Below are 23,605 nucleotides of genomic sequence, written 5' to 3'. Positions count from 1 at the left end.
ATGAAACGAACTGCCCTGAATTTCCCCGTCGTACTGATTACCTTGTTGTTCAGTTGGAGCTGCCAGAAACCACTGTCAACAGGTGCAACCACTTTTCAAAAAACCAACTCATCGGAGACACAAGAGTTTCATCAACGGGGCGGGTTGCCGAATTTCTTTCAGAAAGTTAAAGAAAGACGTGAGGTTAATGTGGCGTATATCGGCGGCAGCATTACCGAAGCGGGAGACGGCTGGCGTAGCCTGACTTTCAGCTGGTTACGAATCAACTACCCTCAGACATCGTTTAATGAAATCAACGCAACTATAGGTGGAACGGGGTCAAATCTGGGGGTTTTTAGGATGGATCGCGATGTACTGGCTCAAAAGCCTGATCTTGTGTTTGTGGAATTTGCCGTCAATGATTTTGGACGAACTGCGGAGCAACTCTACCAGTCAATGGAAGGCATCGTTCGGAAAACCTGGAAAGCAAATCCCAATACGGATATCTGTTTTGTATATACACTGGCCGAAAACGTGTTGCCTGATCTGGTAGCTGGCAAGTTTCAGGCATCGGCTCAAGCCATGGAAGCCATCGCCGATCACTATCAGATTCCCTCGATTCACATGGGCGTGGAAGTGGCCCGACTCTATAAAGAAGGCAAACTGGTCTTTACCGGAAAGCCGGAAGAAAATCCCGGCAAGATTGTTTTCACGACAGACAAAACGCACCCGCTGTCTAAGTCAGGACATCCCATTTACGCCAGCGTAGTCCGCAAACACCTTGCCGAAATGGAAAGCGTGACTGCAGACAAACCACATGCGCTACCAAATCCACTGGCGTCCAACAATTGGGAAACAGCTCAATTAGTGTCTCTTGCCGAATTGCCTCCGTCGTCACATTGGCAAAAATTACCTACTGACCACCAGCTAGTTAAGTCGTTTTCCAAATTCATGCCTGCCATCTACAAAGCAACCTCTCCGGATGCTGTTTTACGCGTCAGATTCAAGGGCACTACACTTGGCTTTTACGATTTGGTTGGGCCAGGATCGGGTATCCTGGAAATGACACTCGACGGTGAGAAAAAGGAAGTGCAACGCTTCGACCAGTATTGTCACTATTATCGGAAGTTTAGTTTTTATCTGGAAGGCTTAAGCGATACAGCTCATGAAGTAACCGTACGCGTAACGGGAAAAGCATTCGACAAGGCCGCTATTCTTCAGAAACGAAACATCAAAATAGATGACCCCGATCGATACGCCGAAAATGGCTGGTATCTCAGCAATCTTCTTTTGGTTGGCAAGTTAGTATCCCTTCAATGGGATTGATTGGCCTTTAACTACGTAGCTCTATTATTATTTTTTGCCGTCCACTCTGTGTTAACCTGCCTTATATGCTGCTCAGCCCAGTTTGGCTGCTGGCACAAATGACGCCAACTGCACTAGTTATTCCAACCAACTGGCTAACTGGCTACAGAAAGGCAGTCCGATCCAGTTTCGGGATGAGCTAAACATCCCGAACATGAACTGGCCTATAACCCGACTTCGCTATACCGTTAATTTTGCCGGGGCAGGTGCATCGGCGACCAACTTGCACTTACGCGACATTGCTACTGGGAAAGCAGTCACGTTTCAATTATCGGATGTTCAGTATACCAAAGGCCTGATTCAAAAAGCCAACCTGAATTTCCTGTTTGATTTACCAGTGAGTTCGGTCAAACTTCAGGAATATTGTCGCTCACTATTAATTAGTGGTTGGCGCTAGTCTACATTAACGTTTGAAGGTTTCTCAATTTCAGGTCAACTCTGCATGCCCTTAATACCTTTCAGTCTTGTAGCGCTTGAGCTGTCGTCAAACAGTTAATTCACTCGCCTAATCTGTGGCGACCTCAGGCCTGCTCCGGCTTTCGCCGGAGCATTTGTACTTGGGTACAAATGCAAGGTTGTTTAGTCGACTAATACAAATCTACCATTGGCTTAAGTGAAGATTAAGTCAATGTTTCGATCCTGAGATTGCTGTCATTGGCCAAAACTGAAAATCTCAATGTCTGACAGATTATACCAAGATACTACCAAAACATGATTGACACTTTACGGTAGAAAAGATTTTTTTAAAAGAAAAATACAAAATAATTGACTAATACTCCATAATATATTCTATATTTGTATTGATATTCCATATATAGAAATGAAAATATCATTACTTCTAACCCTCAGCCTCTACATTGGAACGATGTGGCTTAGTCAGCCCATCCGGGCTTTGCCAGGAATCAGCCTGAGCAGTGCAAGAGTTATTTCTGGCCAAGTCACGGATTACGAGCTCGGCACGCCTTTACCAGGCGTCAGCGTATTAGTAAAAGGAACCAGCATTGGTACAACAACTGATGCCAGCGGACGGTATAATGTCACGATTGCGGATGACAAAGCCGTTCTGGTATTCAGTTTTGTTGGATACGCCAAACAGGAAATAGCTGCCGGAAGTCGTACCGAACTGAACATCTCGCTCAGCCCCGACCAACAGACGCTCAATGAGGTCGTTGTAGTGGGGTATGGCACGGTCAAAAAGTCGGACCTGACGGGGTCGGTTTCTTCTGTCAAAGGTGCCGAAATCAGTCAGGGCGCCGTAGCGTCGATGACGCAGGGTTTGCAGGGCCGGGCCGCTGGCGTTCAGATAACGCGCCAGGGGGGGCAGCCGGGTGAGGGAAGCACAGTCAGAATTCGGGGTACCAACTCGTTTTCAGGCGGAGAGCCGCTCTATGTCATCGACGGCATTCCAGTCTACAACGAAAATGGAGCCTCGCTGAATCCGAGTGATATTGAGTCGCTGGAAATTCTCAAGGACGCATCAGCAACGGCTATTTATGGTTCTCGTGGGGCCAACGGCGTTATTCTGGTGACAACCAAACGGGGAAAAGATGGAAAGCTGCGGGTAAATCTGGAATCATATTATGGTCAGCAGCAAGCGATTAAAAATCTGAATATGCTTAACGCACCGCAATATGCGACCTTAACGAATGCCCGGTTAAAAGCGCTGGGGCGGGCTGCCCAGTTCACGGATGCGCAGATTTCGGCTATGGGCGAAGGTACCAACTGGCAGGACCAGATATTTCGATCAGCGCCCATCCAGAATTATCAGTTGAGTTTGTCGGGCGGCAATAAAACGATCAATTATTACATCTCGGGCAATTACTACAACGAGCAGGGCATTATCATCAATTCGTCCCTGAAACGGTTTGCGTTCCGGTCCAACGTATCGGCTAATCCGAACGACAAAATCAGTTTGGGAGCCAATCTGTATTTCACCGATTCGCGCCGGAATGTTGTACAGTCAGATCAGGACGGCGATGGGCGCAGTAATTTCCTCACATCGGCTGTACATGGTTCCCTGCTTTTCAGTCCGGTTAGTCCGGTCTATAATGCTGACGGAAGTTATGTGGTCCAGAACCCCGATTTTCCGGCCATCGACAATCCCGTTGCCGTCGCGCAATCCGTTACCAATAACCGGTTTGGCCGACGGTTGCTGGGAAATGCGTTTTTTGAGTACCGGTTCAGCAGTTACCTGAAAGCCCGACTGAGTCTGGGTGGCGATTTCAATTCCGGCCTTTCCGGTCAATACCTTCCCCGCAGTACCATTTTTGGCAATAGCAGCAACGGCTATGCCAGCGTTGGTAACGACTATTCAAACAACCTGGTAAGTACGCTTCAGGTTGAATACCAGCATACGTTTGGTAAACATGCGCTGACGGCACTGGCCGTTCAGGAGGCCCAATCAGCTACGACACGTTCGAACACGTTTACCTCAAAAGATTTTCCTAATGATGCCCTGGCCTATCTGGGCAGCGCCAACACAATTCTACCAACCAATACGGCTTCCGCACTTTCCGAATCGTCCATTCTGTCGTATCTGGGTCGGATTAATTACAATTACAACAGCAAATATTTGCTTACGCTCTCAGGTCGTTACGATGGCTCGTCCCGGTTTGGGCGTAACAACCGCTTTGCCTTTTTCCCATCGGCGGCACTAGCCTGGCGCATATCTGAAGAAGATTTTATTAAAAGTATTCCGACGTTGAGCGATCTGAAACTACGGGCTAGTTACGGCGTAACGGGTAATCAGGAAATCGGCAACTATAGTGCCTATTCGGTGTTAGGTCCCCGCGTCACGTCATTCAATGACCAGCTCGTTACGGGCTTTGTGCCGCAGAACATTGGCAATGCCAATTTGAAGTGGGAGTCGACGGCGCAGCTGGATGTGGGACTTGATATTGGGTTGTTCAATAACCGCATCGCGATCACGGCGGATTATTACCAGAAGAAAACCAGGGATGTATTGGTGGGATTGAACGTTCCCCAAACGTCAGGATTCAGTGTGGTGACCCAAAACGTGGGCAGCGTTGGCAATCAGGGGTTTGAGTTTTCGCTGCAAACCCGTAATCTGACTGGATCTTTCCAGTGGAATTCAGGCTTCAATATTTCGCTAAACCGCAGTAAAGTGACAGACCTGGGTCCAATCACCGAGTTTTTCCCGAACGATGGCAGTGGCTGGCTGGCCATTCCCAGCTTTACTATTGTGCGCGTTGGGCAACCGTTGGGGTCGTTCTATGGCTGGGTGTTCGACGGAATCTATCAGAAAACGGACGACATTGCCGGTTCCGCTCAGTCGACGGCCAAACCCGGCGACATTCGGTACAAAGACTTAAACGGCGACAAGAAAATTGACGATAGTGACCGCACCATCATAGGCACCTCGCAACCGGCTTTTATTTACGGATTTACCAACGAGTTCCGCTTTAAAAACTTCGACCTGACCGTCTTTCTGCAAGGTTCCCAGGGCAATAAGATTGTGAATGCCCAGTTCAAAAACCTGAATTATTTTACGGCGGAGGGTAATGCCTCCAAAAATGCTCTCAACTACTGGAGCGACACTAACCCCAGCCAGACTACGCCGTCGCTGACTAACCCGAACATCCGGTACGCCAGTCAGTATGTCGAAGATGGCTCGTATCTGCGCCTGAAGAACATAATTCTGGGGTACACCTTGCCCGGAACTGTGGCAAAACGACTAAAGATAAGCACGTTGCGGCTGTACGTGACAGGTCAGAATGCGCTGACCTTCACAAAATATTCGGGTTTCGATCCGGAAGTCAACCGCTTCCGAAACAGCAATGTTTCGTCGGGTATCGATGCGGGCAGTTATCCAACGCCCAAAACATGGACGCTGGGGCTGAACGTTGGTTTCTAGCTACGCTATCTATCTCCTTAAACTCCAACCCGTTATTCCATGAAACCGAATCGACTTCTCTGCTTAGTCTGCTCATTGGGGTTGCTGCTGAGCACAACTGCCTGCCATGATTTTCTGGAGAAAGTGCCCCAAAGCGCGCTGACGCCTGACAATTTTTACAACAACAATGCTGAAGCAACAGCCGCCATCAACGGCGTTTATTATCGGCTCAGCAACTACACGGGTACGTATGCCTTCCGATACCAACTACTGTCTGAACTTACGACCGATGATTTTGTCTGGGCGCGGGCGGCTGGTACACTGGTGATTATCAACACCTACACATTTGACTCGTCGCTTCGCGAAATTGCCAGCGTTTGGGAGGAAACCTACCAGATGATTGCCTATGCCAACTCGGTGATTAAAAACGTACCCCAGGCCGCTGGCGTTACGGAAAGTCTGCGGAAGCGCATCGAGGCAGAAGCCCGGTTTCTGCGGGCAACCGGCTATTTTAATCTGGTTCGGTTTTTTGGCGATGTGCCGCTGATTACACAGCCCTACGAAACGCTGGATAATTTACAGGTGCCCCGCGATCCCGTTCAGAAAGTCTACGACCAGATTATTGAGGATGGCCTGTTTGCCGAACAAAACCTACCGAAGAAGACCGAGATCGTAACTGCCGAACGGGGTCGGGCTGCGCAGGGAGCCGCCAAAGCGATGCTGGCGAAAGTGTATCTGACGATGGCTTCACCTGGGACCAAAGGCATTACGGCTGATAAAAAAATGCTGTACCAAAAAGCCGCCGACAAGTGCAAGCAAATCCTGGATGGAACTTCCGGTAGTTACTCCCTGATGGCCGATTACGGCAGTATTTTCGCCAAGACAAATGAGTATAACAACGAAGTTCTGTTCGATGTGCAGTACAAGTCAGGACTGGGCCAGGGCGCGACTGGCGCGGGAGCTATTTTTGGTGGCTTGTTTGTGCCGCTATCTGTGCCGACGGGCCAGGCCAACATGACGCCCCGCGCGGGATTGTACGACAGTTTTCCACCCAACGACAAACGGAGGGCCTGGGGATTCTGGACAGAGTTTACGGACCCCGCTGGCAAGAAATACACCTTCGACCAGCCTTACGTCTATAAATACGTTGATATCGAGCAACTCCGGCTCAACAACGGAGCCGATGGCGGCATTAATTTCATTCTGTACCGACTGGGTGACGTGTACCTCATGTATGCCGAAGCACTCAACGAACTCGGCCGGACAGCCGAAGCTTATTCGTCCATCAACGCCATTCGCCATCGAGCCGGTATTGGCGACGTTTCCGCAGGTTTGAGTCAGGCCGATTTTCGGAATGTGGTTTGGCAGGAACGTCGGTGGGAGTTGTTCGCCGAAGGAACCCGCCGGTTCGATCTGGTACGCGAAAACCGGCTCGTGGAGGCCGTCCGGGCCGTGGGCGACGCCAACAACAAGATTCAGGATTTCCATGTTCTGCTGCCCATTCCGCAGCGGGAAATCAACACCAACAAGGCGCCTGGCTTTGGGCAAAACCCCGGTTACTGAAACGCAAACTGTGTTTCGGAATGGTTAACTTCGGGGGTATTTTGACGCTAAAAACAGAAAATAATGAAAGAGGTAAACGAAAAATCCTCACCGAACGAAAAGGAAGACGGCAGCAAGTATCACGTTCCCAATCTGGAACGGGCGTTGCAGCTCCTGGAGTTGCTGGCTAAGCACCCCAGCGGGCTAGGCCTTTCCGAAATTAGTAATCTGCTGAATTTTCCCAATAACAGCACCTTCCGCATTGCCATGACGCTCCTTGATTTTGGTTACCTCAACCGCGACGAAGCCTCCAAGCAATTCACCCTGTCGGGTAAGTTGCTGTCGCTGGGTTACGCGGCTGTGAGCGATCAGAATCTGGTCGAAAAGTCGCTTGACGTCATGCGTGCCCTGCGCGACACCGTTAAAGAAACTGTCCTACTGGGCGTTATCAATCAGGAAGAAGGCATTGTGCTGGAACAGGTTTCGGGTTCGTATCCGGTTAAATTTCTGGTCGATCCCGGCCATCGTTTTTGTCTGCACGTAGCGGCTCCCGCCAAAGCGATACTCGCTTTTCTGCCCGAATCGGTCCAGCATCAGGTTTGCAAAAATATCCTTTTCAAACCCTTCAACGAGCGAACCATCACCAATCTTACAGACTTGAGGGCGGTACTGAACCTGTCACGTGATCGGGGGTATGCCGTCGATCATGGCGAGGAACTGGAGAGCCTGCATTGCATTGCTGCGCCTATTTTCGACCGGCATGGCTATCCCATTGCGGCCATCTGGACCACGGGGCCGGCAGAGCGGATGCCCGATTCGGAGTTTCCGGCATTGGGCAAAGTCGTCATTGAACATGCCCGCCGGATTTCGCAGCGGTTAGGCTACTATCCGGCCCAGCAGCCCGTTTAGTTGAGCTGACCAATTGGTAAAAAGTTAAATAAACAATACGTTAAATGTCTGCTTTACAGAACAAAGTAGCTCTGATAACCGGAGCGTCATCGGGTTTCGGCGTCGGGATTGCCCGCCAACTCAGGCAAGCCGGGGCAACGGTCTACATCACGGCGCGGCAGGAAGATAAACTTCGGGCGGTGGCGACTGAAATTGGTGCCATCGCTGTGGTTGCCGATGTTACGAAGGCCAGTGACTGGGATACCGTTTTTGACCTTATCCGACTACAGCATAACCGGCTGGATATTCTGGTCAACAATGCCGGAGCGGGTGGTGATATTGTTGACATCGCCGACCAGTCGGATGCAGCCATCGAGCAGACGATTGCCCTGAATCTCACCGGGGCCATTCTGGGCAGCAAACGAGCTGCCCAACTGATGCGGACCCAGCGCGACGGGATTATTATCAATATCTCGTCGATTTGCGCCGTGCAGGCCTGGAGCGGCTGGGGCGTTTACGGAGCGGCCAAAGCGGGTCTGGACCAACTTACCCGACATCTGTACGTTGAGTTGCGGCCCTTTGGTGTTCGCGTTACCTCGCTCGTGCCTTCCTGGGGAGCCACCGGTTTCAAGGAAGCCTCTAATCTAGACGAGTTCGACGCCGAAACAGCCGCAAAAGCCATTCACCCAATCGACATTGGCAACGTGGTAACCGACATTTGTTTATTACCGGCGCATCTGGTCATTCCCGAAATGCGCTTGTTACCACTGGTTCAGGAAATTCAGGCCTACTGATGAAGCATGTTGACTTACTGATAATTGGCGCGGGGAGCGGTGGCATTGGTGCTGCCCTGTCGGCCGCGCGGCTGGGTGCGTCGGTGGTACTGGTCGAACAGGCCAGCCAGCTTGGGGGCAATGCCGCCGTCAGTGGAGTGTCCGTCTGGGAAATGGGCATCGGAGGAACCGGGATTCCGTTCGACATCTATAAACAGATGAAGCAGTTTCCGAAGGCCGTAGGCATCTATCGATTTGCGAAACACCGCAAATGGCAAATTCCCAAAGGTGAAACACCGGTGCATCCGGGTGCCGAACTGGTGATCGACCCGTCGCTGAACTACCTCGACAGCTTGCGTCGGTATGGCTCTGAAACGGGCATCCTGAACGAATCATTTGTGCGGCAATACTGGCACGGTGTTCCTTTCGAACCGGCCGTCTACCAACGCGTTGTCGAAGATATGCTGACCGAAACAGGTAACTGTCTGATACTGAAAGAGACCTCGTTTGGGCAAGTCCATTACTCGAACGGGCATATCAACTCCATCGAGCTTACGAATGGCGAAACCTTTTCGGCATTGAGCTATATCGACAGTACCGATAGCGGAGTTCTGTGCCGGTCAGTGGGCTGTACGCTGCTTTCCGGGCAGGAGTCGAGCGCTACATTTGGCGAACCAAGTGCCCCTGACGAGGCCACTCATAAGCGGAACGGCGTGACACTGATTTACCGGGTAACGCCCAAACGTGAGTCCGCTGTTGACCCGTTGCCCGACGAAATTCCAGCCGACTGCTGGTGGGCCGATGATTTTCCGGTGGCCAGCATCGTGCAATATCCCAACGGTGATTTGAATGTGAATATGCTGCCGACGATGGAAGGTATCGACCTGATAGGGTATCCCGACCGGCAGACTGCCTATTCCGAATGTCAGCGCAGAGTGCTGGCTCACTGGCACCATGTGCAGACTACGTATATACCATATCGTTCGTTTTCATTGGACTGGATGGCTCCCGCTTTAGGCATTCGGGAAAGCAGCCGGGTGCTGGGCGAATACGTGCTGACGGAGCAGACTATACGCGCTGGTTTATCCAACCAACAGGAGTCCGACATCATCACAATTGCCGACCATGCGCTGGATACGCACGGCAAAAGTACCGGACGGGCGGGTTGTGCTGAGCTTGACGAACCATATGGCGTGCCGTTCCGGTGTCTGATTCCGAAAGGATTCGACAATCTGCTTATTGCGTCCCGAGCGGCTAGTTTTAGTTCATTGGCGGCCTCCAGTTGCCGTTTGTCCAGGACGATGATGCAGCTCGGGCAAGCCGCCGGAACCGCTGCCTGGCTGGCAAAAAATCAGCAGATCGCCGTTTCCGATGTGCCTTACGCCGACTTACGGTCGTTGCTGGTGCAGCAACACGTTCAACTCACCAATCCGTTACCCGCCGACTTACTGACTTACCTGGCTAATGAACACAGTTGATATTGGGGTCATCGTTTTTTACATGCTGGCTCTGATCGGGCTGGGTTTTTGGGTGAGTTTCACGAACCGGCAGAAGAAATCGGCTGACCTGTTTCTGGCTGGAAAATCGCTGGGATGGAAAACCATTGGCCTGTCTATTTTCGGGACCAACATCAGTCCGCTCAACATCATCAGCGCCTGCGGTCTAGCCTATTCCTACGGGATGGTGGCCTGTAATTTTCAGTGGTTTGCGTGGCTGTACCTGCTGTTGCTCAGCGTCGTTTTTCTACCCTACTACCTTAAACACGATATCCAGACGATGCCCCAGTTTATGCTGCGCAGGTACAATGAATCGTGTCGACGGGCGTTGTCGTGGTTTGTATTTTTTCAGGTTTCCATCGGGGCGGGATCGGTTTTGTACGCGGGCTCGCTCTTAACCAGCCAGTTGCTGTCGCTTCCAGTCTGGCAGTGTGTGGGCATTATGACTCTGATTTCGGTTAGTTTCACCATTCTGGGCGGGCTGAAAGCGGTTGCCCTCACCGACTCGTTCCAGTCGATTGTTATGATTGTCGTATGTAGTCTGATTGGGATTAATGCCCTGAATCAACTCCCTGACTGGTCGGTTTTTAGTGAGAAACTACCCCCCGATTACTGGAAACTTCTGCGCTCGGGCGACGACCCAAATTATCCCTGGCAAGCCATCATTGTCGGCTATCCGATTATGTCCGTCTGGTACTGGTGCGCCAATCAAAATATAGTTCAAAGTACGCTGGGTGCCAAAAGTTTAGAAGAAGGTAAGAAAGGGGTGTTGTTTCTAAGCTACCTTAAATTGCTGGTGCCAATTCTATTTATTCTGCCCGGTATTATCGCGAAAGTTGCCCTGACTGACCTGCACAAACCCGATGAAGCGTTTTTGAGTATGGTCTACCAGTACTTGCCGCACGGGCTCATCGGCCTGGCGATTTCGGTACTGACAGCGGCTCTGGTCAGTACCGTTACGGCGATGTTCAATTCGGGCAGCACCATTTTCACGCTCGACATTCTGCCGTCGCTGCGTCGCAATCAGCAAACGCCGACTGTGGCCCAGGGACGTTGGGTCATTGCTGGCCTGGCCCTGCTGGCGTCAGGCATTGCGCTGGCCCTGGACCGGGTGCAGGGATTCAATCTGTTCGAGAAAATCAATTCAATCTTCTCGTTTCTGTGCCCGTCGTTGGTTGCCGTGTTTATCTGGGGCGTTTTCTGGAAGCGTATTTCTTCGAAAGCGGCTTTTTATACCCTCGTTGTTGGCAATATTCCCTGCGTCGTGCTGAGCATTGGCTACCTCTCGCAGTACCCAAGCAAGGCATTTTATCCGAATTTCTTTCTGATTTCCTTTTACCTCTTCGTCGGTCTGAGCATTCTGCTCATTGTAATGTCCTACCTGTTTCCAGACCGGGATGGGAAAGCGCGTCCCATATTTAACTGGGGGGAGTATAATCAGCAACAGCAGTGGTTAGCGCCTTCCCTGCGCTGGGGATGGGCAGTGTTGAGCATAATCATGACGAGTTTATATCTTTTTTTTAGCTGATATGTCAACTACGGTACTAAGTGACCGCAGCCTGAAAATTGGGTGCGGAGAGTGGGGATTTCGGGAAATGCCGATGGAAGAACATTTCCGAATCGCCAAACAACTGGGCTTTAAAACCCTCGAATTCGGTATCGGGGGCGGACAAAACGGTCGTTTGCCCGATGAACTGACCAAGGCTGATCATCATCAGTTTAGTGCGCTGAGTCAGGATTATGACATCCGTACTCCGTTCTGTTGTCTGGAAAATGATTTTACACTACCTGATGCGAAAAAACATCAGAAAATGGTCACTTACGTGCGTCGGTTACTGCCTGAGGCTAAACTACTGGGGGCTACCCACGTCCGGCTTTTTGCCGGATTTACGCCTTCTGAGGAAATGACCGAAGCCATCTGGCAACGCATGTTTGAGGCCTTTACGCTTTGCCAGTCCGATTGCCAGTCGCTCAATCTGCAACTAGCCATTGAAACGCATGGTAACCTCGACTGGTCGCGTGGTGTTGCCCGGCACCGGCATACGGTGAGCACTAAATCTACTGACGTCCAGCGCCTTCTGGCCGAATTGCCGCCCGCCATTGGCTTTAATTTCGACCCCGGCAATCTGAAAGCCGTTGCGCCCGACGATAAGACTTTTTTACTGCCGCAACTAAATCCGCGCATCAATTACTGCCACCTGAAAGACTGGAAGCAGCAAGATGATGGCTGGGTCGCCTGCGCCATTGGTGACGACGATTTAGACTATGGTCCGGTGTTTGAGCAACTGGCTTTCGACGGCGTTTGCCTTATTGAGTACGAACCGCTGGACGATGTACCGGCAGGTATCCGGCGAAGTCTGATGTATCTCGACAAACTCGGTATTTCGTATCGACTGGTTTGATGGTATGCGATGGTGCTCAGTTGATTGATGGAGCTAACGTCTTCGCTCCATCGATCAGCCAAACTGGCTGATCTGCATCAGTTTGTTTACGTTTATTCTATTCTATTCAGATTCTATTCGGTCGTACCCTAACCCTATATCTTACTTGACGATGAATAAGTTGGTTTTGTTGACGTGGCTGACGCTGCTGCTCCCGACGATTGTCAATAGCCAGCCGAAGCCGGTTTTTTATGTGTCGCCCAAAGGGAGCGATGCCAATGCAGGTACGCTGAACAGCCCGTTTGCTTCCCTCGAAAAAGCGTTGTTAGCCGCATCAGGCACCACCAAACCAACCGATATTATACTGCGTGAAGGCACGTATGCAGTGGCAAAATCCCTGCAGATTGACCGGAGCGACCTAACGATTAAAGCTTACGTAAACGAAACGCCAGTCATCAGTGGCGGAAAAACCATTCAGTCCCGTTGGGAGAAAGTAAGTGCCAATCGCTGGAAAACTCGCGTGCCGATGTATTTCCGGCAGTTGTTTGTTAACGGCAAACGCGCCACCCGCGCCCGTTTCCCGAACGCGGGTATGTGGTCATCGCAGTGGTTTCAGCCGGATACCATCCAGACGAAGGCCAAACGATTGGTCCTCAACAAACCCTTTCCTGCTCGCTTTGCCAACCTGAAAGGCGTCGAGATGCACGCTACTGCCTGGTGGCATTGGCTGCGGCAAAAAGTCGCTCGATTTGACCCGGCGAACCGAGCGGTGTTCACCATGACGGAGCCAGGCCCGGAGTGCAGCGGACGGAAAATGGACTTGACTGACCGTATCTATTTCGAGAATCACCTGGAATTTCTGGATACGGATAACGAATGGTTTCTGGATTCACTCAGCCAAACGCTCTACTACCAATCGTCTCAATCGCCCGCTCAACTGTCGTTCGTCTACCCTTTTGTCGAAACGATTTTTTCTATAAAAGGAACCGAGCAGAAACCGCTGAGGAATATTCGGTTGGAAGGAATAACCATTGCCCATACCGAATGGATAATGCCCGGCCTCGAACGCAAAGGAATTCAGGCGGGCTACTGGGGCACTGAAAAAGGAAAGGCGGTTTATGCGCCACCGACTGCGCTGATGATGACCTGGGCGACCGATTGCGAAGTGACCGATTGTCTGTTCACCCGTTTGGGCGAAGGGGCCATTGTGCTGGGCGATGGATGCCAGAGAAATCGGATTCAGCACAATCAGTTCGAAGATATCGGGGCCAACGTCATCCAGATTGGCTGGCGATCGGGCTACGTTGGTGAAGGGCATCCACTGCATTACGTGCCCCGGAATTCGGCGGCTGTTCCGTCAGCCAACGTTGTGCATAACAATCACTTACAAACCTTCGCTACCACCGACCACGGTTCAGTGGGTATTCTCATTGGCTACGCTCACCATAACAAGCTGACCCACAATCTGCTGGAAGATTTTCCGTACACGGGCATCAGCATGGGCTGGCGCTGGGACACACTAGCGAATCAGACGTATGAAAATCTCATCGAGTGGAACGAAGTCAGAAACGGGATGCAGTACCTGAGCGACGGCGGAGGGATTTACACCGCTGGTCAGCAGAGAGGTTCGAAAATTTCGAATAACTGGGTACATGACATGGGTGGAGGACCGGGACTGAGCGAAGGTGTGTATAACGACGAAGGCAGTAGTTATTTTGAGTTGTCCAACAACCACGTCGAGCGCGTTAACGACTTATTTTATAAGTTTCACCAGAACATTCTGAGTAGTGTGAACGCACACGATAACAACGGTCAGGCTGGAAAAAACGTCATGCAGGTAACCCGGAATCCTAAGGTATTTTTGCTTCAGGTCGTTGACAGCAGCCCTGATCATCCAGAGCAATATGGCTTACTCAAATAGAACTATGGAGCGACAGGCAACCATTGCACATTTGCGGAGGAACCCCCAGATTCCAGTCCTGATTATTGGGGCGGGCATCAACGGCTCGGGCTTGTTTCGAGAACTGTGTCTTCAGGGAGTGGACGCGCTGCTGATCGACAGGCGGGATTTCATGGCTGGGGCCAGTGCCGCGCCGTCCCGCATGATTCATGGAGGACTGCGGTATCTGGAAAATCGGGAAGTGCGGCTGGTCAGGGAAAGTCTTGCCGAACGGAACCGACTCCTCCAGAATGCTCCTCATTACGTAAAACCTCTGCCGACCGTAATTCCTATTTATCACTGGACGTCGGGGATTGTCAACGGCGTCCGGAAGTTTCTGGGCCGGAAAGCCAGTAATGCGCCACGGGGCGCTTTCATCGTCAAACTGGGGCTGCTGATGTACGACATCTACACGCGCAATCAGCGGATTATGCCCCCACATGCATTCAGCAGCCGAACCAAAGCGTTGCAGGAACGCCCCCTCTTAGATCCCAGAATTATCGGTACAGCGTTGTTTTATGATGCATGGATTTCGTTTCCTGAACGACTCGGTATAGAATTGATTCAGGATGGGCAGGCGCTGAATCCCAACGGTAGTGCTCTGAATTATGTCTCGGCCACTGAAAGCCGCAACGGAGAAGTCTGGCTTCGCGACGAACAAACCGGCGAACCGTTTTCGGTCCGCCCACAGGTAGTGGTGAATGCAACGGGCGCCTGGATTGACTTGACCAATCAGGCACTGGGTCAGAAAACCCGGTTCATCGGGGGAACCAAAGGGTCGCACCTAATGGTCGATAACCCGGTTCTGATGGCGGCAACCAAGGGGCAGATGGTGTATTATGAAACCGATGAAGGTCGCATTTGTATTCTGTTTCCGCTGCATGGCAAGGTGATGATTGGCTCGACCGACATAAATATCACCAATCCCGATGAGGCCGTTTGCACTGATGAAGAAGCCGACTACATGCTCGCCTGTGTGCGACAGGTGTTTCCTACCCTTGAGCTTGACCCCAGCCAGATTGTGTTTCGGTATTCGGGGGTTCGCCCGCTACCCAGTGCGCAGGGAAGCGTTCAAAATGCCCAGATAAGCCGTGATCACAACCTTCAAATAGTCGAACCAAATGCTTTCCAGCCATTTCCTATCCTGAATTTGGTAGGCGGGAAATGGACGACTTTTCGGGCATTCAGCGAACAAACGGCTGACCAGATTCTGCAACGGCTCGGCCGACTCCGCCAGGCCAGTAGTACGGATCTGTCCATTGGGGGCGGTATCAATTTCCCAAAAACTGACCTGGATCGCCAGCGCTGGACTGAGCGCGTAAGCAACCAGAGCGGACTGACGATTTCCCGAATTGACACGCTGTTGTTTCGATACGGTACGGTGGCGGAAACCGTAGCGGCCTATTTGCAGGAGGCCCCCGACGCGCTATTGAAACACCATACGGGCTACAGTCGGCGGGAAATCGACTATCTGATTCGGTGGGAGTTTGTACAGCATCTGGACGATCTGGTCCTGCGCCGAACCGTCATGGCACTGGCGGGTGAACTGACACGTCCTCTGCTCCACGAACTCGCCGGAATTCTGGCCGACTGTCTGACGCTTTCTTCGGCCGACAGGCAAGCCGAAATTGACCGAACATTAGCCATTTTGGCCCGAAACCATCAACTTTATTTATCCTGATTAGCATGTATCAAACGGCAAAAGTCCGGCTTAACCGGATGTTCAACGAATCGGGCCGCTGCCTGGATGTGGCCATCGACCACGGCGTTTTTAACGAGTATAGTTTCCTGGATGGGCTGGAAAATATTGAGCAGGTCGTAGCGCAACTGGTCGCTGCCGGACCCGATGCAATTCAGACCAACTACGGTCAAAGTGACATTTTGCAGCGTATTCCCGGCAAGTACAAACCAGCCCTTGTGATGCGGGTGGACGTCGGCAATCCGTACAACGCCGAAACACACCGGGTAATGTTCAGCGCGCTGCAGAACGAAAATGAGCCGCTCCTGGAAGCCCTTCGGATGGATGCGTCCTGTGTGGTCTGTAATCTGCTGCTACTGCCCAACGAACCTGATTTGCACCGCCAGAGTATTCGAAACATTGCGAGAATCCGCTCGGAATGCGATAAATACGGGATGCCGCTGATGATCGAGCCGCTGGTAATGGCGCCCAATGCCAGACGGGGTGGTTATCAGGTTGATGGGAATAAAAAACTCATTATACCACTGGTACGGCAAGCCCGTGAACTGGGTGCCGATATCATCAAAGCAGACCCGACTGAACACGTCGGGGATTACCACGAAGTCGTCGAAGCCGCCCGTTGTCCGGTGCTGGTACGAGGTGGGGGCAAGGAGGGTCTGGAAGCGATATTTCAGAAAAGTTACGATTTTTTGCAGCAGGGAACCCGGGGGCTTGTCTATGGCCGCAACATATACCAACATCCAAATCCTACGCAAATTGTGAAGGCGTTTATGGCGATGATTCACCAAAACGCAACCCCGGCTGAGGCATGGGCTATTTACCAGACAAACGAACCAAAGTAGATAGGCGAAAACTTAAGACCAGTCCGTAAGTAGCGTCTTTTCTCACCCGAAAGCAGTAAAAATAGTCGGGTAGGCTATTTAGCAAAGACAACCAGACAGGATATAATGAGCTATCAGTTCAACACACCCCAAACCATTATCCACGGCGCAGGTGCCAGCAGGGAATTGCTTCCGCAACTGGCACGCATCGGTGCCCGGCGGGTATTCTTCGTGACTGATTCGTACCTTGAACAGACTGGTTTAGTGCAGGCACTGGCAGAACCACTCCGACAGGCGGGTCTGGCGGTAGCGGTGTTCAGTGCTGTACAACCAGACCCGACGGAGCAGAACGTGCTGGATGGTCTGGCCGAATTGATTGACCACGAAGCGGATGTTGTTGTAGCCGTGGGGGGGGCAGCCCGATGGATGCGGCAAAAGCCATGGCCATCATGAGGATGAATGAAGCACCCCTTCATCAGTATATGGGTTACCACAAAATTAAAAACGCCGGATTGCCCCTGATCGCCATTCCGACCACCGCCGGAACGGGCAGCGAAGCCACCAAGGTGGCGGTCATTACGGATACTGAACGGAACGTAAAAATGATGATTTTCGACGCCCACCTGATGCCCACCGTCGCGCTGGTTGATTACGAACTTAGCCTGTCCATGCCCCCGTCGCTGACCGCTCACGTTGGGGTCGATACGCTTACGCATGGGATGGAAGCGTACGTATCGCGGAAGGCAAATGCCCTGAGCGATCCGCTTGCTTTAACATGCATTGATCTGGTTGCCAGACACCTGTATACCGCCTGGCTCGAACCTGCGAACCGGGTAGCCCGCGAAGGTATGGCCCTGGCAGCTTGTGTAGGCGGGATGTCGTTCACGAACAGCAGTGTCTGTCTGGTACACGGCATGAGCCGGCCCCTCGGCGTACAGTTCCATCTGCCGCACGGCTTAAGTAATGCCGTTCTGTTGCCAGCGGTAACCCGGTTTTCGGTTTCCGGCGCTCCAGACCGATACGCTACGATAGCCCGGACAATGGCGCTAGCTCAGATCGGCACGTCGGACGAAGCCGCCTGTGAGGCTTTATTAATGGGACTGGAGCGTCAGAATCAGGCTTTGAAAATCCCCCGGTTGCAGGATTGCCCGGGCGTAGAAAAAGCCGTTTTTGAGCAGTCTATTGAAAAAATGGCATCCGACGCCCTGGCCTCCGGCAGCCCCCAGAACAACCCGATCGTACCGAACGCCGACGAGATAGTGGCTTTGTATCGACAAGCCTGGTAGAGCCAATTTATTCCTAACCCGTTTGTTTCCATGAGCCGATACTTGCTTGGTTTAGACAATGGCAACACCGTCTGCAAAGCCGTACTGTTCGACGTCACGGGCCGTGAGGTGCAGGTTGCTTCATGCAAAATTGCCACGCATTACCCACAGCCGGGCTGGAGCGAACGAAACATGACCGAACTTTGGCAGGCAACTGCCCGTACAATCCATGAGGTGATCGACAGGGCTGGTATCAAATCGGAGCAGATTGCTGCTATTGGGAACACTGGACACGGCAACGGACTGTACCTCCTCGACCGGTCTGGGCAACCATTGCGGGGTATTCAATCGCTCGACTGCCGGGGCGCGGGCATATGTGCCGAGTGGGCCGCGTCAAACCTACTGGAACGAGTTTACCCCTATACGCTACAGGCATTTTGGGCAGCTCAGACTAACACACTGCTGGTCTGGTTAAAACGACATGAACCCCAAACCTACGCGCAAATCGGGGCGGTTCTGCTTTGCAAAGATTACCTGAATTACTGCCTGACTGGCCAGATTGCCACCGACTATTCGGACATGAGTGCGACCAATCTGCTCGATGTGTGCCAACGACAGTATAGCCGTGACCTACTGGCACTGTACGATTTAGCGGACATCTACTACGCCTTGCCCTCGCTCCATCAAAGTTTCGATGTGATTGGAAATGTAACACCCGTAGCCGCCCGCCAAACGGGCCTTCTGGTCGGAACACCGGTCGTTGCGGGGCTGCTCGATGCCAACGCCAGCATGATTGGCAGCGGGGTTGTGGAAGAGGGGCAAGCCTGTCTGGTTGCGGGATCATGGAGCGTCAATAGTGTGCTGACGCGCATACCATTGGTCAACCCCGACCTGGCGATGACTGCCATTGCCGCCGTACCCGACCATTGGCTGTGTCTGGAGGCCAGCGCTACATCGGTCACGAATCTGGAATGGTTCATTACCCAATTTTGCGCCGAAGAGCGACTAGAAGCCGAACGCCGGGGCGTAACGGTTTATACCGTATGTGATGAAGCGGTATCGGCACTGCCCCGCAATGACAAGTCCCCGATTGTGTATCATCCGTTTCTGCACGGTTCCAATGTACATGCCAATGCCCGAGCGGGGCTATACGGACTGGCGGGCTGGCACACACGAGCCGACATTTTGCGTGCATTGTATGAAGGGGTCGTGTTCAGCCATTTAAGCCATGTCGAGAAATTACGGCAGGGGGGCGCGGCTTCGTTCGATTCCGTTCGGTTGACGGGTGGAGGTGCCCGCAGTCCAGTGTTGTGTCAGCTATTTGCCGATTCACTCGGTGTTCGGGTAGAGGTGCCGCAAAGCGGAGAAACGGGTGCCTTAGGCGCTGCACTGACTGCCGGTATTGGAGTGGGCGTCTGGGCGAACTATGCCGATGCCACTCGGCAGATTGTCCACGTCAGCCGGACGTATGAACCCAACCCCGAACGGCTGGCCTTGTATCAACTCCATTATCAAGTATACAAGCACCTCATTCAGACGATGAGCGAGCCCTGGAATGGAATCATGGCACACTAATAATCCGAACCAAACTACACGTATGCTTCTTTTCGCACTAACTTATCTTCGTCAATTGCAGAACGTGCTTACTGATCTCAAGAAAATAGCTTGTCAAGGACACTGTGCCACGATTTTTCTGCTGGTTATGACAATGTCCGCCGGGGCTCAGTCCAATCCTGCGGCTTTGTGGAATCTTCGGACCTTGTTCCAAACGCCTACTATGCGCTGGCTGAACAGCGATACCTCTCGAATCCGGTCGCTGGTATACAGGGGAGAAACCTATGGATCGATTGCTAAAACCGACGTATTCGCTTACTACGCCACACCAGGCAGCTTGGCGGGCAAACCGGAGTTGGATCAACACTTGCCGGGTGTGATCCTGGTGCACGGTGGAGGGGGTAAGGCCTTTGCTGAATGGGCCGAGCTGTGGGCACGGCGGGGATATGCCGCGCTGGCTATGGATTTAAGCGGCAGGGGTTTTGATGGGAAGCGCCTGCCCAACGGCGGTCCTGATCAGGATAGCCTCCATAAGTTTTCCAGCATTGACAGCACCGGGGACAAACAGTGGGTCTACCACGCGGTAGCCAACGTCATCCGGGCGCATTCATTGCTCAGGAGTTTGCCGGGTGTAGATTCGGGCCGCACTGCCATTACAGGGATAAGTTGGGGCGGTTTTCTGACCTGTATCGTGGTGGGTTTAGACCCTCGCTTTACCGCTGCCGTTCCGGTGTATGGGTGTGGATTTATTGAGCAGCCCGGCGGTTTTTTCTACGAAAAGGAGTTTGGCACCTTGACGACAGATCAGAAAAAACGCTGGACTGCGCGGTATGATCCCCAGCATTTTGTCGGCAAAGCCCACCTACCGATGCTGTGGGTCAATGGAACCAATGATATGTTCTACCCACCCAACATCTTCTCCCGAACCTATTCGCTGGTCAAAAGCCCTAAAAATTACAGCATCACCACCACGCTCAAACACGGGCACATCGAGGGGTGGACGCCCCCCGAAATAGGTTGGTTTGTAGATTCATATTTAACTCATGGAACGCCATTGCCCGTTCTGTCAGTGATCGGGCGACGGTCTGGTCGGGTTCAGGCTGTGGTGTCGGGCAGCTCGCCCATTAAACTGGCCACCCTGTCGTTCACCACCGACAGTACATTGCCCTACAGGGAGCGTTATTGGCAAACCCGACCGGCAAATGTGAGCGGGAACCGCATCATAGCGGATGCGCCCCCCGCCCAAACGACCATCTGGCTCCTAAACGTTACCGATGAGCGAGGAGCGACCGTCTCGAGCGCGTACCAATTTGAACGTTAACGTACACTACTGATAATTCTAGTTAAATTCCAGAATGAATGAATAGCTTCACTACCCTTACAGAGAATGTTACATAGCACTTTCCTTGTGTGACATTAATATTTAATTCTGTACTCGCTTCCCTCCTACTTATAGCGGCTGTTTTGACAAATAAAAGGCCAGCACATGCTATATATTGGACTACTAATTAGTATTTAAGAATGATTTGTTTCAAGATTAACTGTCAAAGTAAAGCGTTCAGTTAAACGTCCGATTCGAATCTGTACCCGATGCACAAAATTTCGATAACCGTAAACGACAGTTAGTCGCATATGAGCCTTGAAACAGTATGATATAAGGACAGAGTTACCACAGGGACACCTGAGCTATCGACAGGAGGAGCTATCTGATTATGCGAGCCACTCCGTAGAAGCGATTTATTGGTAGCTGTAATCAGTAGGAGAACCCAACGCAGTCAGCTGATGCTCTGAAAAAGTTAATACTATGGTTAACCCCGCCTGACTCCCGATCGATAACTCACCACCCAATTGCTGGCTGAAGCCCTCAATCAAAGTCATGCCCAATGATCGGCTAGCAGCAGGATCATAATCAGGCGGTAAACCTATCCCATCATCGGCAATCCTGAGTTCAAATGTGGTGGGCCTGAGCCAATGAAAAACTACACTGATCGTTCCAGATCGCTCCTTGGGAAAGGCATACTTGAGAGCATTAGTGATGGCCTCGTTGATGATCAACCCTAAGGGCACCGCCTGAATAACGTCCAACTCGATGGGCTCTACCTGCATATCAAAGCCAATGGGCTGGGGCAACTCATACGACTCCCGCAGGTAGGCCACCACCTCCTGAATATAGTCAGCCATCGGGATGCGGGCGATGCCTTCGGCCTGGTAGAGCTTCTGGTGGATCAGAGCCATCGCCTGCAAGCGGTGCTGGCTCTGCTGGATGGCCGACAGAGCCGCCCTATCCGAGAGATAACTGGCCTGGGAGTTCAACAGACTCATCACCACCTGGAGGTTGTTTTTGACCCGGTGGTGGATCTCCTTGAGCAGCCGTTCTTTCTCGTCGAGTAGCCGCTGTAAGTGCTGGTTCTTGTGGTGGATTTCGGTTTGCTGGGTCTGGAGCTGCTCCTGTTGAGCGAGGAGCAGCTCATGCTGGTGCTGCAACTGCTGGTTGCTGCGCTGCTTGAGTCGGTAGCGGTTGAAGGTGAGGCCCAGCAGCAACAGGAGCATAAGGGCCCCCAGGCCCACCGAGTTACGCACCAGCCGGTCCTGTTGAAGTTGCTGGTTCTGGAGTTGCTGTTGTTGGGAGAGGACCTGAATCTGTTGTTTTTGCAGGCGGATGTCTTTGTCTTTCTGTTCAGTCTCGTATTGGGTTCGGAGTTCTTCGAACTGTCGGTTTTTGGTCTGGTTGAAGAGGGAGTCGTTGATGGTGGTCGCCAGCTGGAAATGAAGCAGGGCGGAACGCAGGTGTCCCTGGGCGGAATCGATTTTGAAGAGGGCCCGAAGAATGCTGACCGTTTTGTCGGGGAATCGGCCTTTCTGACTGGCAGCCAGGGCTTTCTGATAGTAGTATTGGGCCAACTCATACCGTCTGGTGAGCCAGTAAAACTCGCCAACATGCTTGTTGAAATCGACCACTCCGGATAAGATATTTAATTTTTCATAGTAAGGCAACAAGTGTTTATACAAACGTTCGGCCAGCTCATACTGGCCTAAAAATACGTAGCTTTGGGCCAGGAAGTTGGCTAGGTTAAAACTTTCGTGATGTGGATCCTGGCGAGCCAGCTCGATGACGGTTAACGCCTGCTTCCGGGCTTGAGACACTTGATGATTTTTTTGATATAAAGTCATTAACATGTTGTGTTGTCCTGCGAGCATGGTAAGCAACTCGCCCCCCCCCTGAATTTGGATTAAGTGAAGTCGTTTAAGTGAAAAATGGATGGCTCTTTGGTAATTGCTTACTATTTCATAGATATCGGATAAGCGCCCATAAATATCGAGTTGATACTCTAAATTATTCCTTTGTTCGGCTAGCCGTAAGCTTTGTAAATAGGCTTGCAAGGCTAGTTGGTAGTTACCCATTAGTTGATGAAGTACTCCTATCCGCTCTAAGGTCAAGTAGATGGTTGTATCCCGGTACGATTGCCGAATGGCTAACTCCTCCATAAATAAGGGTATGGCCATTTTCGCCCCAACTCGTAAGCGAACAAGGTCAGCCCAATCTTCCAGAACTTCGGCCGCATTGGGTTTATCACCGAGTTGCTGATAGGCCTTTAGCGCCTGCTGGTAGTAATCGAAAGTCCGGGTCGAGTCATAGCTTTCTCCGAAACTAAAACACTTCGCTAACAGATAGAGGGCCGCGGCTTTCTGAAGGAGTTGATTAGCCGCTACAGGTTGACTCACAACCCGCCCGGAATTGTTAATTGCACTATCCAACAGAAAATGGATTTCACGCATGGTAGCATGACTTCTACCTTTTCGGCCTTCTTTATACTGATCGTAGTATTGTTGACCGATTTTTAGCAATACCCTGGTTCGGTTCGTGTCCGCTGGCGCACGCACCAGTAGCCGTTTCAGACTATCAATCCGATCCTGAGCTTGAGACCAGGTCAGGGTGGGGTCTAAAGCAGTGGCTAGAATCACGGCAATAAAAACGAGACGGTAACGGCTCATGGCACATCAACAATTTTAGCATTCAGTCTATGTTACAGGTAAATTGCTGATTTACAG

Annotated in this window: 16 protein-coding genes and 1 pseudogene; 16 read left to right on the top strand and 1 reads right to left on the bottom strand. The window is 51.8% G+C overall.

What is annotated here, in order from left to right:
• The 16 genes and pseudogenes from G8759_RS15305 (at position 1) to G8759_RS15230 (ending at position 20,876) form a co-directional block, all read left to right on the top strand.
• On the top strand, positions 1-1,305 hold the full coding sequence (locus tag G8759_RS15305; RefSeq protein ID WP_167209383.1) for an SGNH/GDSL hydrolase family protein: 1,305 nt from the start codon (positions 1-3) through the stop codon (positions 1,303-1,305).
• Between the two features lie 82 nt (positions 1,306-1,387).
• The gene (locus G8759_RS15300; protein WP_167209381.1) at positions 1,388-1,741 is read left to right on the top strand and encodes a hypothetical protein; all 354 of its coding nucleotides are present in this window, start codon (positions 1,388-1,390) and stop codon (positions 1,739-1,741) included.
• Between the two features lie 423 nt (positions 1,742-2,164).
• Positions 2,165-5,218, top strand: a complete 3,054-nt coding sequence (locus G8759_RS15295) for a SusC/RagA family TonB-linked outer membrane protein (RefSeq protein ID WP_167209379.1) — start codon at positions 2,165-2,167, stop codon at positions 5,216-5,218.
• 39 nt (positions 5,219-5,257) lie between these two features.
• Complete coding sequence (locus G8759_RS15290) at positions 5,258-6,760, top strand: RagB/SusD family nutrient uptake outer membrane protein (protein WP_167209377.1); 1,503 nt, start codon at positions 5,258-5,260, stop codon at positions 6,758-6,760.
• 63 nt (positions 6,761-6,823) lie between these two features.
• Complete coding sequence (locus G8759_RS15285) at positions 6,824-7,648, top strand: IclR family transcriptional regulator (RefSeq protein WP_167209375.1); 825 nt, start codon at positions 6,824-6,826, stop codon at positions 7,646-7,648.
• A gap of 44 nt (positions 7,649-7,692) precedes the next feature.
• Entirely contained in the window at positions 7,693-8,421 is a 729-nt protein-coding gene (locus tag G8759_RS15280; RefSeq protein WP_167209372.1) for an SDR family oxidoreductase, read from the top strand.
• Positions 8,421-9,878, top strand: coding sequence for an FAD-dependent oxidoreductase (locus G8759_RS15275; protein WP_167209370.1), 1,458 nt, complete (start codon positions 8,421-8,423; stop codon positions 9,876-9,878). The genes G8759_RS15280 and G8759_RS15275 overlap by 1 nt, the downstream gene beginning before the upstream one ends.
• Positions 9,865-11,424, top strand: coding sequence for an SLC5 family protein (locus tag G8759_RS15270; protein WP_167209368.1), 1,560 nt, complete (start codon positions 9,865-9,867; stop codon positions 11,422-11,424). The genes G8759_RS15275 and G8759_RS15270 overlap by 14 nt, the downstream gene beginning before the upstream one ends.
• A 1-nt stretch (position 11,425) precedes the next feature.
• On the top strand, positions 11,426-12,298 hold the full coding sequence (locus G8759_RS15265) for a sugar phosphate isomerase/epimerase family protein (RefSeq protein WP_167209366.1): 873 nt from the start codon (positions 11,426-11,428) through the stop codon (positions 12,296-12,298).
• A 151-nt stretch (positions 12,299-12,449) separates the two neighbouring features.
• Entirely contained in the window at positions 12,450-14,198 is a 1,749-nt protein-coding gene (locus G8759_RS15260; protein ID WP_167209364.1) for a right-handed parallel beta-helix repeat-containing protein, read from the top strand.
• 4 nt (positions 14,199-14,202) lie between these two features.
• Positions 14,203-15,897, top strand: coding sequence for a glycerol-3-phosphate dehydrogenase/oxidase (locus G8759_RS15255; RefSeq protein WP_167209362.1), 1,695 nt, complete (start codon positions 14,203-14,205; stop codon positions 15,895-15,897).
• Between the two features lie 5 nt (positions 15,898-15,902).
• Positions 15,903-16,757 carry a class I fructose-bisphosphate aldolase gene (locus G8759_RS15250; RefSeq protein ID WP_167209360.1) on the top strand — a complete coding sequence of 285 codons (855 nt, stop codon included), beginning with the start codon at positions 15,903-15,905 and terminating at the stop codon, positions 16,755-16,757.
• A 105-nt stretch (positions 16,758-16,862) separates the two neighbouring features.
• Positions 16,863-17,326, top strand: a pseudogene (locus G8759_RS36555) (iron-containing alcohol dehydrogenase); the annotation flags it as partial.
• A gap of 12 nt (positions 17,327-17,338) precedes the next feature.
• Entirely contained in the window at positions 17,339-18,022 is a 684-nt protein-coding gene (locus tag G8759_RS36550; protein WP_449448592.1) for a hypothetical protein, read from the top strand.
• Between the two features lie 30 nt (positions 18,023-18,052).
• Complete coding sequence (locus tag G8759_RS15235) at positions 18,053-19,576, top strand: FGGY-family carbohydrate kinase (RefSeq protein ID WP_167209354.1); 1,524 nt, start codon at positions 18,053-18,055, stop codon at positions 19,574-19,576.
• 22 nt (positions 19,577-19,598) lie between these two features.
• Positions 19,599-20,876 carry an alpha/beta hydrolase family protein gene (locus G8759_RS15230; protein ID WP_167209352.1) on the top strand — a complete coding sequence of 426 codons (1,278 nt, stop codon included), beginning with the start codon at positions 19,599-19,601 and terminating at the stop codon, positions 20,874-20,876.
• A gap of 416 nt (positions 20,877-21,292) precedes the next feature.
• Here G8759_RS15230 and G8759_RS15225 read toward each other — a convergent pair whose 3' ends face one another.
• Positions 21,293-23,548 (bottom strand): tetratricopeptide repeat-containing sensor histidine kinase, encoded by a 2,256-nt coding sequence (locus tag G8759_RS15225; protein WP_167209350.1) that lies wholly within the window; start codon positions 23,546-23,548, stop codon positions 21,293-21,295.
• Between the last annotated feature and the right edge of the window lie 57 nt (positions 23,549-23,605).

The organism is Spirosoma aureum, assembly GCF_011604685.1.
Taxonomy (GTDB): domain Bacteria; phylum Bacteroidota; class Bacteroidia; order Cytophagales; family Spirosomataceae; genus Spirosoma; species Spirosoma aureum.
This window is presented reverse-complemented; position numbering and strand designations above follow the sequence as displayed.

What these genes read in the sequence shown, in the direction of transcription:
- G8759_RS15255 (WP_167209362.1), top strand. Translation starts at nt 14,203, where the DNA reads ATGGAGCGACAGGCAACCATTGCACATTTGCGGAGGAACCCCCAGATT.
- G8759_RS15235 (WP_167209354.1), top strand. Translation starts at nt 18,053, where the DNA reads ATGAGCCGATACTTGCTTGGTTTAGACAATGGCAACACCGTCTGCAAA.
- G8759_RS15270 (WP_167209368.1), top strand. Translation starts at nt 9,865, where the DNA reads ATGAACACAGTTGATATTGGGGTCATCGTTTTTTACATGCTGGCTCTG.
- G8759_RS15280 (WP_167209372.1), top strand. Translation starts at nt 7,693, where the DNA reads ATGTCTGCTTTACAGAACAAAGTAGCTCTGATAACCGGAGCGTCATCG.
- G8759_RS15285 (WP_167209375.1), top strand. Translation starts at nt 6,824, where the DNA reads ATGAAAGAGGTAAACGAAAAATCCTCACCGAACGAAAAGGAAGACGGC.
- G8759_RS15260 (WP_167209364.1), top strand. Translation starts at nt 12,450, where the DNA reads ATGAATAAGTTGGTTTTGTTGACGTGGCTGACGCTGCTGCTCCCGACG.
- G8759_RS15275 (WP_167209370.1), top strand. Translation starts at nt 8,421, where the DNA reads ATGAAGCATGTTGACTTACTGATAATTGGCGCGGGGAGCGGTGGCATT.
- G8759_RS15265 (WP_167209366.1), top strand. Translation starts at nt 11,426, where the DNA reads ATGTCAACTACGGTACTAAGTGACCGCAGCCTGAAAATTGGGTGCGGA.
- G8759_RS15230 (WP_167209352.1), top strand. Translation starts at nt 19,599, where the DNA reads ATGCTTCTTTTCGCACTAACTTATCTTCGTCAATTGCAGAACGTGCTT.
- G8759_RS15295 (WP_167209379.1), top strand. Translation starts at nt 2,165, where the DNA reads ATGAAAATATCATTACTTCTAACCCTCAGCCTCTACATTGGAACGATG.
- G8759_RS15305 (WP_167209383.1), top strand. Translation starts at nt 1, where the DNA reads ATGAAACGAACTGCCCTGAATTTCCCCGTCGTACTGATTACCTTGTTG.
- G8759_RS36550 (WP_449448592.1), top strand. Translation starts at nt 17,339, where the DNA reads ATGATGATTTTCGACGCCCACCTGATGCCCACCGTCGCGCTGGTTGAT.
- G8759_RS15250 (WP_167209360.1), top strand. Translation starts at nt 15,903, where the DNA reads ATGTATCAAACGGCAAAAGTCCGGCTTAACCGGATGTTCAACGAATCG.
- G8759_RS15225 (WP_167209350.1), bottom strand. Translation starts at nt 23,548, where the DNA reads ATGAGCCGTTACCGTCTCGTTTTTATTGCCGTGATTCTAGCCACTGCT.
- G8759_RS15290 (WP_167209377.1), top strand. Translation starts at nt 5,258, where the DNA reads ATGAAACCGAATCGACTTCTCTGCTTAGTCTGCTCATTGGGGTTGCTG.